This is a genomic window from Chryseobacterium sp. BGARF1 (assembly GCF_001677955.1).
Classification (GTDB): domain Bacteria; phylum Bacteroidota; class Bacteroidia; order Flavobacteriales; family Weeksellaceae; genus Chryseobacterium.
In genome coordinates this window covers 23,067-37,915 of the sequence record NZ_LELA01000127.1, presented here as the reverse complement: position 1 = coordinate 37,915, position 14,849 = coordinate 23,067, and the positions used below count along the sequence as shown (strand labels likewise).

10 protein-coding genes are annotated in these 14,849 nt (G+C 35.5%); 2 read left to right on the top strand and 8 right to left on the bottom strand.

Annotated elements, in window-relative coordinates; translation table 11 throughout:
* Positions 1 to 469: 469 nt before the first annotated feature.
* Entirely contained in the window at positions 470 to 814 is a 345-nt protein-coding gene (locus tag AB671_RS20095) for a hypothetical protein (protein ID WP_066680940.1), read from the top strand.
* Positions 815 to 940: 126 nt separating this feature from the next.
* On the opposite strand, the gene AB671_RS20090 is transcribed toward AB671_RS20095, so the two are convergent.
* The 8 genes from AB671_RS20090 to kduI all read right to left on the bottom strand — a co-directional run bounded on the left by AB671_RS20090 (position 941) and on the right by kduI (position 10,962).
* Positions 941 to 2,557: a UxaA family hydrolase gene (locus AB671_RS20090; protein WP_066680941.1), complete on the bottom strand. Its 1,617-nt coding sequence runs from the start codon at positions 2,555 to 2,557 to the stop codon at positions 941 to 943.
* A 5-nt stretch (positions 2,558 to 2,562) separates the two neighbouring features.
* Positions 2,563 to 4,026: a tagaturonate reductase gene (locus AB671_RS20085; RefSeq protein ID WP_066680943.1), complete on the bottom strand. Its 1,464-nt coding sequence runs from the start codon at positions 4,024 to 4,026 to the stop codon at positions 2,563 to 2,565.
* 204 nt (positions 4,027 to 4,230) lie between these two features.
* Positions 4,231 to 5,760 (bottom strand): MFS transporter, encoded by a 1,530-nt coding sequence (locus AB671_RS20080; protein ID WP_066680944.1) that lies wholly within the window; start codon positions 5,758 to 5,760, stop codon positions 4,231 to 4,233.
* Positions 5,761 to 5,782: 22 nt separating this feature from the next.
* Positions 5,783 to 6,442 (bottom strand): ketohydroxyglutarate aldolase, encoded by a 660-nt coding sequence (locus tag AB671_RS20075; RefSeq protein WP_066680945.1) that lies wholly within the window; start codon positions 6,440 to 6,442, stop codon positions 5,783 to 5,785.
* A 156-nt stretch (positions 6,443 to 6,598) separates the two neighbouring features.
* Positions 6,599 to 7,606 (bottom strand): sugar kinase, encoded by a 1,008-nt coding sequence (locus tag AB671_RS20070; protein WP_066680946.1) that lies wholly within the window; start codon positions 7,604 to 7,606, stop codon positions 6,599 to 6,601.
* A gap of 312 nt (positions 7,607 to 7,918) precedes the next feature.
* Positions 7,919 to 9,316 carry a glucuronate isomerase gene (uxaC, locus tag AB671_RS20065; protein ID WP_066680947.1) on the bottom strand — a complete coding sequence of 466 codons (1,398 nt, stop codon included), beginning with the start codon at positions 9,314 to 9,316 and terminating at the stop codon, positions 7,919 to 7,921.
* Positions 9,317 to 9,332: 16 nt separating this feature from the next.
* Positions 9,333 to 10,115 (bottom strand): gluconate 5-dehydrogenase, encoded by a 783-nt coding sequence (locus AB671_RS20060; protein WP_066680948.1) that lies wholly within the window; start codon positions 10,113 to 10,115, stop codon positions 9,333 to 9,335.
* Positions 10,116 to 10,125: 10 nt separating this feature from the next.
* A complete protein-coding gene (gene kduI / locus AB671_RS20055; RefSeq protein WP_066680953.1) occupies positions 10,126 to 10,962 on the bottom strand; it encodes a 5-dehydro-4-deoxy-D-glucuronate isomerase in 837 nt (278 codons plus the stop codon).
* Positions 10,963 to 11,835: 873 nt separating this feature from the next.
* Here kduI and AB671_RS20050 point away from each other — a divergent pair.
* On the top strand, positions 11,836 to 14,841 hold the full coding sequence (locus AB671_RS20050; RefSeq protein WP_066680954.1) for a SusC/RagA family TonB-linked outer membrane protein: 3,006 nt from the start codon (positions 11,836 to 11,838) through the stop codon (positions 14,839 to 14,841).
* Positions 14,842 to 14,849 lie beyond the last annotated feature (8 nt).

The following is a 14,849-nucleotide window of genomic DNA, read 5'->3' as shown; positions in this document are numbered from 1 at the left end:
TCTCATCCAAACTTTGATGGTAGAAGAGTTGCGGAGTAATTATTTTCTTTCCTTGCATGTACTAATTTATGAATAATACATTAATTATCAAATAGTTATAGTATTTTATTTATTTAATATTCACAAAATTTATTTTTAGTATTTTTGGTTGTGCAACAAGCACATAGGTTTTGCAAAATGCGGGGTTAAATATTAAATATCCGATGTTGCGGATTTTTAATCCGTGACTTTCTGCAACAGAATATATTTTATGAACATATTATAAATCTGTACTATCAAAAAAGCACAATTTGTTATCATTTATTTTATTATTTTAGTAAAATTACATTTAAATCAATGCCTTACATAAAGCTAGAGAGTATTGCGTTTTGAATAAATAAAACAATATATAATGGGAATATTTAATTTTTTTAAAAGAAACAAAAAAGACTCACCAGTAGAGACTGATTCGACAGATTTTATGGCATGAATGGAAGCCATGGTACAAAAAATTAAGGAAGAAGAGGGTACGGATAACGACGAATTACCCAATCACAAAGGTGAATTTGGTTACTCAAAAGACAACCCTATTCTTTTAACAAGTGTTCCTGAATCAAGAAAATATATAAATCGATTAATCTACATAAAACCAGGTTCTTCGCAATATACTTGGGAAAGAACAGGTTCGATGATAAGCAGTATTGTCAGTGCACCAATTGATGAATACAATTTACTAGATGTTGATTCTAATATTGTTAAAACGATTTATATTTGGCCTTACAACAGAGTAAATTCAAAAAAAGTCCCAGAAGGATTTGGCTTGATGGATGGCTAAACCAAAAGCGGTGCTGAAGCATGTGTTTATTTAATCTTTAAGAAAAACTTTAAACAAAAAAAAGAAAATGCTCTCTACACGATGTAGAAAGCATTTTCAACCCTAATATTTAATATAATTAACCCATTACAGAGAGACACCTCGTCTCCATGGAATGAAATCATTCTGATTAAGAACGTCCGCTTTGGTTTTCACTTCGCCGCTGGCTACGTTGATGATGAGTTCCAAAAGTTCGTCCGCCGCTTCGGGAATGGTTTTATCTCCGTTGATTACCGTTCCTGCATTAAAATCGATAATATCAGACATTTTTTCTGCCAAAACAGTGTTTGAAGAGATTTTCACTACCGGAGAAATAGGATTTCCCATCGGAGTTCCAAGACCTGTTGTAAAAAGAACCACTGTTGCACCTGAACCTACTAAAGCAGTTGTACATTCGGCATCATTTCCTGGTGTACACAAAAGGTTTAATCCTGGTTTTGTAGCATATTCTGTAAAGTCAAGAACTTCTACAATTGGTGCAGCACCGCCTTTCTTAGCTGCTCCTGCAGATTTCATGGCATCGGTAATTAAACCGTCCTTGATATTTCCGGGAGACGGATTCATATCAAATCCTGAACCTGCTGCAACAACAGAGGCTTCAAAATCTTTCATCAGTTTCAGGAACTTTACACCGTCTTCATCGTTGATGCAACGGTTGACCAACTCCTGCTCTACTCCACACAATTCAGGGAATTCTGCAAGCATGGTTGTTCCCCCAACTGCTGCCATAATATCGGAAACTTCACCCAAAACAGGGTTTGCAGAAATCCCTGAGAAACCATCTGAACCGCCACATTCCAAACCAATATTCAGTTTGGTGATGGATGCAGGTTTTCTTTCAATATTATTCGCTTGTTTAATACCTTCATACGAATCTTTGATAACGCCGGTCAGCATTTCATCAATCGTTCCCGATTTTTGCTGTTCGTAAACTACAATCGGTTTTTTGTTATTTGGAGCCAAAGCATGAAGTGCATCCATAAAGATTTGCACCTGAAGATTTTGACAGCCTAAACTTAGAACCGTTGCTCCTGCAACATTCGGGTTGTTGACATATCCTGCAAACAATCTTCCCAATGCTTCAGCATCCTGACGAATTCCACCACAGCCACCTTGGTGCGTGATGAATCTTACGTCGATATTTTTAAATACTCTTGTATCCTCTTCTTTTTCTTCTTCAACAACGTCAGTCGCTCCACCATTTAGTAATGACCTTAGCAATAATTGATGTTTGCTGGCTTTGTCGTGAAGTAATTCTTTTTCAAAAATATCCTTCAGTGTTTCAATATTTTTGTTTTCGCAGAATACCAATGGGAAGAACAGCCAAACATTTTCTGTTCCTACTTGTCCGTCTTCACGGTGATATCCGTTGAAAGTACGGTCTTTCCATTTGTCGACATTGGGTGGATTCCAGCCTAAAGTTTCAGTTTTACCCTCTACTTTTGCACTTTGATGCTTTACGTTTTCAGTGGTAATTACTTCACCTTGTTTGATAGATTGGTTCGCTTTCCCAACGATTACGCCATACATCAAAATATGGTCACCATCCTCAAAATCTACGGCAGCAAATTTATGCTTTGCCTTAATATCTTTTACAACCGTGTAATCTGTACCGTCTAGATGCACCGATTCTCCGGCAGGCAAATCCATCAACGCTACTACAACGTTGTCTTTAGGATTTACTTTCAGTACTTTCTTTTGCATTTTTTCTAAGAATTGAATTGTACAAAATTGTTATAGGCAATCTCTGTATCATTGTGGTCGATCTCGTACAATGCTTTAGCAACTGCTGTTTTTAAACCTTCAACCTTTGTAAGGTCGGTGTCCCAGAATGAAGTTTCTGAAAGTGCCAATTCAGCAACTTTTTCATAATCTTCATTCGTCCAAATTTCTTTAAATTTAGCAATAATTCCTTCTTCATCATTTAAAGGAAGGGCTTTTTCACCAAAACTTCCCTGATAAAATCTAATTAAACTTGCTAAAGAAAATGTAAGGTTTAATGGTAATTTTCCGTTGGTTTCAACGTATGTTAATAAACTAGGAATTACTCTTACTTTAAATTTAGAAACAAAATATAAAGCAATACTTGCCAAATGATGTTTGATGAAAGGGTTTATGAATCTGTCGAAAACTTCTTCTGCAAAATCTTTTAATTCAGCTTCATCTAAACCTAAAGTTGGGTTAACTTCATTAAAAATAGCATCACTTAAAAACTTGCCGATAAATTGGTCATCAATCGCCTCTTTTACCAACTCTTTTCCAGATAAAATAGCAGGAGCCAACATTAAAGTATGACCACCATTTAGAATTCTTACTTTTCTCAATCGATAAGGCTGAATATCATCCACTACTAAAATCTGCTCGTTGATTTTATTGAAAGGAATTCTCTCATTTAAATTTCCGGCATCCTGAATCACAAACAACAAAAATGTTTCTGAAACAACCATGTTCTGATCTTCATAATCTAACTGGTCTTCATACGATTCTGCATCATCTTTAGGATATCCAGGAACGATTCTGTCTACCAACGTATTATGAAAATAATTACTTTGGTTAATCCATTGCACAAATTCCTCTTCTAAATTCCAAAGTTGGGCATATTTTAAGATGATATTTCTTAAAGTAAACGCATTATCTTCAATCAGTTCACAAGGAATAATTCTTAATCCTTTGTCTGTTGCACCGTTGAAATGCTTGTATCTTTCGTGCAGTAAAACCGCTACTTTCGCAGGGAAATTTTTGTGCGGACCTTCGTAAGAAGTTTCCGTTTCATCATAAGCAATTCCTGTTTCGGTCGTATTAGAAAAAATAAATTCTAATTCTTCTTCTTTTGCCAAAGCTAAGAATTCGTCATAATTCGCATAAGGATTAACCGACTTCTGTATCGCAGAAATGATTTGTTTCTGATCGATAATTTCACCTTTTTTAATTCCTCTATTGAAAAGGGTGTATAAATTATCCTGATCTTCCATTTTCTGGATAGAACCGTTTGGCGTTGCCTGTAAATTCACAATTCCAGCATTGAAACCTGCTTCTTTATTCATTTTGTCGATCACATAATCTGTGAATCCACGCATGAAGTTTCCTCCACCGAACTGAACTATTTTAATAGGAAGTTTTGTATCTATTCCGCTGTTTTGGCGGTTTAATTTTTGTTTTGTCTGATTTTCCATTTTTCTAATTTGAATTAAATTGTGTCTTTAATTCTGTTAAATCTTAGAACTTTTAAAACGCAAAGTCCGCAAAGATTTTTTTAAAGCTTGATGTATATTTTTAAGTTCGCAAAGGCGTTGACTTAGCAAAGAACTCAAAGTTATTTTCAGACCTTCAAGGTTTTTGAAACCTTGAAGGTCTATTTTTTCTTACAAAATTTCAGTTTATTTACTGATCACTTTATACTTAGGAACCAATGTTTTCATTACTGCCCATGCAATTAGATATGCTACTGCACACACAGAGAAAATGATCATGTATCCTTTATCAATTCCGTCTACCACTATTGCTCCTGATTTTTCCAGTTGTTTGAAAAAATCGTCTGGTAATCTTTCGTTGATATATTGAGGGTATTTTTCCAATAAAGGAACTCCATCAACCGTTGACCAAGCTTTATGAGCATGATCGAATAAAACTCCTGAAGATTTATTGATAATGAATGATCCAATCCCCCCTGCCATTCCGCCAATTCCTGTGATGGTTGCGATGGCTTTTTTAGGGAACATATCGCCAACTGTTGAGAAAATGTTTGCTGACCAAGCCTGATGTGCTGCTCCTGCAATACCGATAATTAAAACAGGGATCCAATACGTTGCTGAACCAAGAGGTTGTGCTAAAAGTGCTAATAAAGGGAAAAATGCAAAAATCAACATTGCTTTCATTCTTCCTGAATAAGCATTCATTCCTTTCTTTTCAACGAAATATTTTGGAAGCCATCCTCCGATAATAGAGAATAGAGTGATCATGTACAATACAAATAATGGCAATGCACTTTCTGTAGAATCCATTTTGTAAACTGAACTTAAATACGCTGGAGTCCAGAATAAAAAGAACCACCAAACACCATCTGTCATGAACTTTCCAAAAGCAAAAGCCCAGGTTTGTCTGTAACTGAAACATTCTTTAAATGTAAATACTTTTTCGGGAGCTGAAGGATTTTCATTTGGAAGATCGTCCTGATCCTGGTTGATATACGTTAGTTCATGTTCGTTAACTCTCTTATGTAAATGTGGTTTTTTGTAAACGAAAACCCAAAGTCCCATCCATACAAATCCTAATGCACCAATGATAATAAATGCCCATTCCCAACCCATCGATTTTGCAATGAAAGGAATGGTAAGAGGTGCTGCCAAAGCTCCTACCGTTGCACCTGCATTCCAAATACTTGTAGAAAATGCTCTGTCTTTTTTAGGGAAATATTCTGCCGTTGTTTTAATCGCTGCCGGGAAATTTCCAGCTTCACCGATTGCTAGTACAAAACGTGCGAAAATGAACAACGTCACACTTGTACTGATGATTGCTGAAGTATTTGAAACGGTTCCAATTAATTCTTTAGATCCGTGAAAACCTGCCATCCATTCTCCTGTAAGGATCCCTGAAGTTGCGATTCCACAAAATGCGTGTAAAACGGCACCGATAGACCAAACTCCGATTGCCCAAAGGAAACCTTTTTTGGTATCCATCCAGTCTACAAATTTCCCTGCGAAAAGCATTCCTACTGCATAGAAAATTGAGAATAATGCTGTGATATTTCCGTAATCATTATTGTTCCAATGAAATTCCGGAGCGATAAAATCTTTCCACGTCAATGATAAAACCTGACGATCCAAATAATTGATCGTGGTTGCAAGAAACAACAGTAAACATATTGTCCACCTGTATTGTGTCGGTTTAAGAGATTTAACTGAACTCATATTAGTTTTTAGAATTTAGTTATTATTTTAAAGTTTGGATAATATCCAGCACTTTTTTAGTTTCACTTTCTATCGTTGCATAGTCTTTTGCAAGCATCAATTCTTTGCTTACCAACTTACTTCCCATTCCTACCGCAGAAACTCCGGCTTTAAACCAGCTTTCGATGCTTTCTTTAGTGGTATCTACTCCACCTGTCGGCATAAATTTCAGATTGGGGAATACATCTTTGATGGCACTCATAAATCCTGCACCTAAAGCATTACCTGGGAATAATTTAACAAAAGTTACTCCTGCAGCTTCCGCAGTAATAATTTCCGTCGGAGTCATACAACCTGGACTGTATAACAAATCTTTTGGAATTAAAAATGCTGCTACTTCAGCTACAAAACCCGGACTGATAAAGAAATCTGCGTCTGCTTTGTAATATTCTTCGGCTTGCTTTACATTCTTAATTGTTCCGATTCCCAAAAGCATTTCAGGCATTTCCGCATTACGAACTTCTACCATTTTTGTAAAATTACTCAACGCAGCTTCTCCACGGCTTGTATATTCTACTGCGCGAATTCCTGCTTTGTAAAGCGATTTTAGTATGTCTATCGTTACTGATTCATCAGCATTATAGTACAGAGGTAAAATTCCCTGATCGATGATGGCATTTGTAACTGTTTGAATTTTTGTCATTTTGTTTAATTATCTTGTTTAAAAATAATTTTTGATGGGATTTTATCCATCCTTTAGTGTGCTGTGCTTGCAAGAATTTATTTGAATTATAAATAGGATCTTATCTTATCCTTTGCTAAATCGTCCCTTTGGGACTTTTTCATAATCTAAAACAAACTATCTCTTGATGCGTCCACCTGAATTTCCTGCCATTACTTCGAGAATATCTTCTGCGCTGCAATAATTGATGTCGCCCAAAACAGTATGTTTGATAGCACAAGCTGCGTTGGCAAAATTTAAGGCTTTTTCGTCATCAAAATTCAATAAACCATAAATTAAGCCTGCTGCAAAAGCATCTCCCGTACCAATTCTGTCTACTACAGGATTTACTTCAAGAAGTCCGGTTTCAAAGTAATTTCTATTAACTAAAGCTCTTCCTTGCGTTTGTTGAGAACTTGCTGTAACCCCAATCCTTATTTTGTCGAAAATTTTGTGAATAGAAGGACATTGTTTTTTTAATTCTTCACAAGCTTCTAAGAAGCCTTCTTTATTTGATGGAAACTGAGTTCCTAAAATTTCATTAATTTCATTCACACCACCGATGAAAATTGTAGATAATGAAACTAATTCTTTCAACACTTCATTTCCGTTTTTTCCGTATTTCCAAAGGTTTGAACGGTAAGCGGGATCGGTGGTGATCTCAATTCCCATTTCGTGGGCAATTTGTAAACCTTCTTTCAAACTTTCGTAGGCAGTTTCAGAAATCCCAGGACTGATGCCTGTCCAATGGAAATATTCGCAACCTTCCAAAGCTTTTTTCCAGTCAACCTGTTCGGGTTTGATATTGGCAAAAGAACCGTTCAGTCTGTTGTAAGCAATTCTGCTCGCACGAACCGATGAACCTACTTCAAGGAAATATAAACCTAAAGGATGTTCATTTTTATTGATGAAAGTTGTATCAATCCCAAAACTTTTGATGAAAGACAATGCAGATTCTCCCACAAAATCATCAGAAACATTGCTGATGTGCATCACGTCGCAACCCATTGTTGCCAATGAAGAAGCTACATTAAGCTCAGTTCCACCAAAGAAAAATTCCATTTCGTGGCTTTGCTTCATTGTTTTGTTTCCTGGAGGCGAAAGTCGCATGATGATTTCACCGAAAGTAAGTATTTTACTAGCCATATTTTAAATACTCTTTTTAATATCTGCTGTTATTTAAACGCAAAGTGCGCTAAGATTTCTTTTAAAACTTGATGTATATTTTTAAGTTCGCAAAGGCGTTCTACTCCACCAAGCTCACAAAGATTTTCAAGTTGAGAAAAATTGCAGATATGAAAATTATTGTTTTTGAACCATTAAAATTTTAAGCTTTAAAACTTAACTCCTTAATGTTTCAAATTTATTTTTTATTTCTCGCAGATTGAGCAAATTTTGCAGATTTAAATTGGTCTGTGTCATCAGCTCAATCTGCGAGAGATTTAATTTTATTTGAATTTAAAAATCGAAATAATTTTTAGCGTTGTGATAACAGATATCGGAAATGGTTTTTCCAATCAGTTCCATATCATCCGGCAATTCGCCGTTTTTCATTTCTTCACCGAATAAGTTACAAAGAACTCTTCTGAAATATTCATGTCTTGGGTAAGATAAGAAACTTCTGGAATCTGTCAACATTCCTACGAAACAGCTGATTAATCCCATATTTGAAAGGGCATTCATCTGCTTAATCATTCCGTCTTTCTGATCCAAAAACCACCATCCGGAACCGAACTGTACTTTTCCTTTGATACTGCCGTCGTTGAAATTCCCGATCATTGTTGCGAAAATCTCATTGTCGGCAGGATTTAGGTTATATAGAATTGTTTTGGTCAATTTATCTTTTCCGTCTAAAGTATTTAATAATTTAGACAAAGTTTCAGCCTGTACGAAATCTCCTATAGAATCCCATCCCGTATCAGGACCAAGAATTCTGTGCATTCTTTCGTTGTTGTTTCTCAAAGCTCCTAAGTGGAACTGCTGAACCCATCCAAATTTGTGATACGTTTCGCCTAAGAACAGTAAAATAGCAGTTTTAAACTGATTCACCTGCTTTTCAGCGATTACTTTTCCTGAAATTTTATCATTGAAAATAGCAGCTACTTCAGCTTCTGAAGCTTCTTCAAAAGAAATATTATTCAGTCCGTGGTCGCATAATCTGCATCCGTTTTCGTGGAAATATTCTACTCTTTTTAATAAAGCATCGCACAAAGTCTGATAAGAATTGATTTCAATCCCAGCAGAATCGCCCAATTTTGAAATATAATCTGCAAAGTTGTGGTTCTCAATAAGAATTGCTTTATCTGGACGGAAAGCTGTACTTACTTTAATATCAAAATCACTTTTCGCTAGATCCTGGTGATAATTTAAAACATCAATCGGATCTTCTGTTGTACACAAAGATTCTACATTCATCATTTTCAGCAAACCTCTTGTAGACTTTTCGGGAGTCTGAAGCTGTGCGGTGATGTTGTCGTAAATATCTGATGCATTTTTTTCGTTCAATAATTCATCAATTCCGAAATAACGCTTTAATTCTAAATGCGTCCAGTGATATAACGGGTTTCTTAAAGTATAAGGAACCGTTTTAGCCCAAGCTTCAAATTTTTCTTTATCTGAAGCATCGCCTGTGATGAATTTTTCGTTCACACCCATCGTACGCATTGCACGCCACTTATAATGATCGCCCGAAATCCATACTTTAGAAATATTTTCGAAAACTGTATCTTCAGCGATATCTTTAGGAATCAAATGATTGTGATAATCGATGATCGGCTGTTTTTCTGCGTATTTGAAGTATAATTCTTCCGCGTATTTATTTTGTAATAAGAAATTATCTGTTATAAAAGATTTCATTTGTAAAATTCTAATGTTACTCGTTAGAAGGTTTTCCGATGGTTGCCAAAATACCGCCATCAACGTAAATAATGTGTCCGTTGATAAATTTGCTTGCATCTGAAGCTAAGAAAATAGCTGTTCCTGCAAGATCTTCGGGATTTCCCCATCTCCCTTCTGGAGTTCTGCTGATGATAAAATCGTTAAACGGATGACCGTCTACTCTGATTGGCTCTGTTTGGGTTGTCGCAAAATATCCGGGACCGATACCGTTTACCTGAATATTGTGTTTTGCCCATTCTGTTGCCAAATTTTTGGTAAGCATTTTCAGACCGCCTTTTGCAGAAGCATATGCCACTACATTATCACGACCCAGCTCACTCATCATTGAGCAAATATTGATGATTTTACCAGATTTTCTCTTAATCATGTGTTTCCCAACTAATTTGGACATGATGAAAGGTCCGGTAAGATCTACATCGATTACTTTTCTAAAGTCTTCTACATCCATATCAATCGCCGGAATACGTTTGATGATTCCTGCATTGTTGACCAAGATGTCAATTTTCCCGTGAGTTGCTTCCATGAGAGCAACCTTCTGAGCGGCTTCACGTTCGTCTGTTACGTCAAAAAGATACCCTGTAGCGCTATATCCTTTGCTGCGATAATAGTCTAAAGCTTCGTCTAATTTTGAGGGAGTTGTACTCGTGATGGCCAATTCAGCACCTGCAGAGGCAAGACCTTCAGCCATTGCCATTCCTAATCCGTGAGTACCGCCGGTTACAACGGCTACTTTTCCGGATAAATCGAATAAATTCATGTAGAAAAAATTACTTTAGTTCGTTAGTTTTAACAGCGTCCATATCACCATAATCCATATTTTCTCCTGCCATTCCCCAGATAAATGTGTAGTTGGAAGTACCAACTCCTGAGTGAATAGACCATTCCGGAGACAATACAGCTTCGTTGTTTTTCATAAAAATATGACGGGTTTCATTCGGCTGTCCCAAAAAGTGACTTACCGCCTGACCTTCCTCCAAATCAAAATAAAAATAAGCTTCCATTCTACGGGTATGCGTGTGAGAAGGCATTGTGTTCCAAACACTTCCTTCGTGCAACTCGGTCATTCCCATTTGTAGCTGGCATGTTTCTAATACGCTGTTGACGATCAACTTGTTGATGGTACGTCTGTTTGCGTATTTTGCTTCGCCTAATTCTACAATTTCGGCTTCGTTTTTAGTGATTTTCTTCGTTGGAAAAGTGTGATGAGCAGGAGCCGAATTGAAATAGAATAAAGTCTGACCTTCATCTCCATTTTCAAAAACAACATCTTTTGCTCCTTTTCCAATGTATAAAGCTTCTTTATTTCCAAGCTCGAAAACCTCTCCGTCAACGGTTACCTTTCCGGTAGCGCCCACGTTGATGATTCCCAATTCTCTTCTGTCTAAGAAGTTCTCTGCCTTCAGATCATCAGTAGGTTCCAATTTCAATGCGCTTTTTACGGGCATTGCACCACCTACGATCATTCTGTCGTACATAGAATACACTACATTGATTTGATCTTCATTAAATAAATCATTGATTAGAAACTCCCTTCTCAAATCTTCAGTTGTATATTTTTTTACATCTTCAGGATGGTGGGCGTATCGAAATTCTGATTTTGTCATACTCTAGATTTTAAACTTAAATTACGGTTTTTAAAAACCTGTTAAACACTGCGTAATCGATTGCATTAAATTACACTAAAATTCCACAGAAATACTTGTTGTTAAATATATAGATTATATGTATTCGGTTAACAAAAAATTAATTTTAATTTATAAAAAGCTGAAAATCAACTTAATAAATTTAAAATTACTCTAAAAAAATTGTAAATCGAGAAGCAAAAGGGTCATGTTTTTTTACAGAAAAACAATGTAACATCTGTAAAAAATAAAAATCATGCCAAATATTTAGCACGAACACTACGAAATATTACATATATAAGGATAAGATTAAAATTATAAGAATAATATGTTAATTTAACTGAAATATTATCATTTATAAAATAAACAAGTTTTTCCACATAAAAAAGATGATAAAAATCAGACTGAATGATTAAAATTCATATTTGGAGGTACTTTTTGGGAGTTTTTGAAGAGTTAAAACACTATGATTTAAGCTAATTTCATCGTATTATTCTCATTAAACATCAAATTAATTTCACATTTTCATTCATTTAAAAGCAATAAAAAAACAAAACACAAATAACTGAATATTAATTAATTAAAACATATTCAATGTTTAACGTTTTACAATTCTTAACAAATTAAACAGTCAAATTAATAAAAAAATAACATTTTTTTCTTTGCGTAATGAAAAATAATATTAGTTTAGAAGCCAAGATATTTTATTAAAAATAATTACGCAATCGATTGCACTCTGAAAAGCGTATATCATTAAAATATTCCTACGAACAGAATACTTAGAAATCCACAAAAAAAACAGAGAAGTTGTTTGACTTCTCACACCACACATTAAACTATATAAGGATACAATAAATGGATAAAAAGGTACAATCAATAAAGTGGTTATATTTAACTGTTTTCCTGCTTCCCGTACTTGGTATGGCTCAGGAAAAAGAAACCAAGATTGACGAAGTTGTCTTGGTAGGATATACTAAGGTTTCTAAAAAAGATGTTACTAACTCCGTATCTTCTGTAAAAGCTGAAGCAATCAAAGATATGCCATCTACCAATGCTGCAGAAGCAATTCAGGGTAGAATGGCCGGAGTACAAGTTTCATTAAGTGAAGGCTCACCCGGAGCCGATGTAGATATTGTAATCAGAGGAGGTAATTCTATTACAGGAAGTAATGCCCCGCTTTACATTGTAGATGGAATACAAATGGATAATGCACTATCTATTTTATCTCCAAAAGAAATTGAATCTATTGAAGTTTTAAAGGATGCCTCTTCTACCAATATTTATGGAGCAAGAGGAGCTAACGGTGTTGTTTTGATTACCACAAAAGGAGGTCGTAAAAAACTAAAAACATCAATTAATTATAATGGTTTTTTAGGGGTAAGAAAAATTCAAAATACAATTGATGTATTAGATCCGTATGAATATGTTTTGTATCAATATGAACTGTATAATAAAGCTGGTCTTGCGAGCGACAAGACAATATTTGAAAACAGATATGGCACCTACGATCAATTGAGCAAATACAAAGACGTAGAAAAAAGAGACTGGCAAGACGAGGTTTTTGGAAGAGAAGCATTTAACTTCACCAATAACCTTGCTGTGACCGGAGGATCTGAAAATTCGGCTTTCTCGTTATCTCTAAATAACGTTCAGGAAGATGGAATTATGATTGGCTCGGGATTTAAAAGAAACATGGCCAACTTCAAATATGATTACGATATTTCGAAGAAATTAAGCATGACATTAAATGCCAGATATAGCAGACAAACTATTTATGGTGCAGGAACTTCTTCTACAGGATCACAAAGTACCAACCGATTAAGAAATGCAGTAAGATATCAACCATTTGAAGGTCTTTCTACAGTAAACGTTGATGAGTTTGACCCTCTATTTGCAGACCAAACCAACTTGGTAAATCCTATTTTATTAGCTAATAATGAGATTAAAGAAAGTGGGAGAAATGACCTCTTATTAAACGGAACTATCGACTATAAAATCAACAAATATTTTACATTCAGAAGTGTAGTAGGTTATTTACAGAGAGATGAGTTTGTTAACCAATTTTCAGGTACTGTAACTTCACTTGCCAGACAAAACAATGATCAGCCCGTTGTATTTTTAAGTAAAACTCAATCTAGGAGAATTACCAACTCTAATACTTTAAACTTTAGAAAAACATTTGGAAACCACAAGCTAGACTTATTAGCTGGGCAAGAATCTGTACGTACAGATGGAGAATCTTTACAAATGAATATTAAATGGCTTCCTAAATCAACCGGTGCACAAGAAGCATTTCACAATATTCAGTTAGCTTCTCCTCCCGCAGGAATGGTACAAGATGCACCCAAAACACCAATGCTACAAGGAGCTCCTGATAGGTTAGTATCATTTTTTGGTAGGGCTAATTATACTTTCAATAATAAATACATTATTACTGCTTCCATGAGAGCTGATGGATCTAGTATTTTTGGGCCAGGAAACAGATGGGGATATTTTCCGGCAGGATCTGTTGCTTGGAAAATTGCTGAAGAAAATTTCTTAAAAGAAAGCCAGACAATCAGCGAATTAAAGCTTCGTGCAGGATACGGTTTATCGGGGAATAACAGAATCGGAGGTTTCTTATATGATACTTTCTTTTTAACATCATCAGATTACGGATATGCGTTTGGAAACAATGTAACACCGGGAGCTACCACAGGAAATACTATGGCTAATAAAAATGTTACTTGGGAAAAATCTGCTTCTAAAAACTTAGGTTTAGACTTTGGTTTATTTAAAGGAAAAATCTACGGTACATTGGATGTTTATCAAACTGATACCAAAGACTTATTGCTTTTAGCTAGAATTCCTCAAAACTTAGGGTACGACTTTCAATTTCAGAATTCAGGAAGTACCACTAATAAAGGTATTGAATTCTCCATAGGAAGCACCATCATCAACAAGGAAAATTTCACTTGGAAAATGGATGCCAATATTTCATCAAACAAAAATACAATCAAAAGTTTAGGAAATAGTGCATCAGTAAGTGCCAATTCTTATTTAACCCCTTCTGGTTGGCAAAATAATTTAAATGACTTCTTGGTACAGGTTGGCAAACCAGTGGGTACCTACTGGGGATACGTTACTGCTGGAAGATATGAAGTGAGTGATTTTGATTACAATGCAACTACACAAGTATATACTTTAAAAGCGGGTATTCCAAGTTCTGCAGCAGCAGCCAATGGAGCAAAACTTATTCAGCCGGGAGACCTTAAACTTCAGGATTTGAATGAAGATGGAGTTATTGACAATAAAGACATGACTGACTTAGGAAATGCTCAGCCAAAATTTTATGGTGGATTTAACCAGACTTTCCGTTACAAAAACTGGGATATGAGCTTAATGTTTAATTTCTCTGTCGGAAACAAAGTATATAATGCCAACAAATTAGAATACACCACTCAATATTTATACAAAGACAATAACATGGCAGCCGATGTTGCCAATAGATTTAGATGGTTTAACGATGCCGGAGAAAAAGTAAATGATCCTACTCAGTTAGCGGCTCTAAATGCCAATACAACAGGATGGACTCCACCTGCAGGAGCGTACTTTTTACATTCTTACGGAATTGAAGATGGGTCTTTCTTAAGACTAAATAACGTAACTCTAGGGTATTCTCTAGGGAAAGATTTTACCAAACAATTAGGGCTTTCAAATTTCAGACTGTATTTCACAATGAACAATGTATTTACAATCACAGGATATTCTGGGTATGATCCTGAAGCAAATACCAGAAGAAACCCTCTGACACCTGGTGTAGATTATGCGGCTTACCCAAGAAGCAGATTTATCTTATCAGGAGTTGACATCACTTTTTAAACCTAATA

Coding starts and splice junctions, on each gene's coding strand:
- AB671_RS20095 (WP_066680940.1), top strand. CDS start 470: ATGGAAGCCATGGTACAAAAAATTAAGGAAGAAGAGGGTACGGATAAC.
- AB671_RS20090 (WP_066680941.1), bottom strand. CDS start 2,557: ATGCAAAAGAAAGTACTGAAAGTAAATCCTAAAGACAACGTTGTAGTA.
- AB671_RS20085 (WP_066680943.1), bottom strand. CDS start 4,026: ATGGAAAATCAGACAAAACAAAAATTAAACCGCCAAAACAGCGGAATA.
- AB671_RS20080 (WP_066680944.1), bottom strand. CDS start 5,760: ATGAGTTCAGTTAAATCTCTTAAACCGACACAATACAGGTGGACAATA.
- AB671_RS20075 (WP_066680945.1), bottom strand. CDS start 6,442: ATGACAAAAATTCAAACAGTTACAAATGCCATCATCGATCAGGGAATT.
- AB671_RS20070 (WP_066680946.1), bottom strand. CDS start 7,606: ATGGCTAGTAAAATACTTACTTTCGGTGAAATCATCATGCGACTTTCG.
- uxaC (WP_066680947.1), bottom strand. CDS start 9,316: ATGAAATCTTTTATAACAGATAATTTCTTATTACAAAATAAATACGCG.
- AB671_RS20060 (WP_066680948.1), bottom strand. CDS start 10,115: ATGAATTTATTCGATTTATCCGGAAAAGTAGCCGTTGTAACCGGCGGT.
- kduI (WP_066680953.1), bottom strand. CDS start 10,962: ATGACAAAATCAGAATTTCGATACGCCCACCATCCTGAAGATGTAAAA.
- AB671_RS20050 (WP_066680954.1), top strand. CDS start 11,836: ATGGATAAAAAGGTACAATCAATAAAGTGGTTATATTTAACTGTTTTC.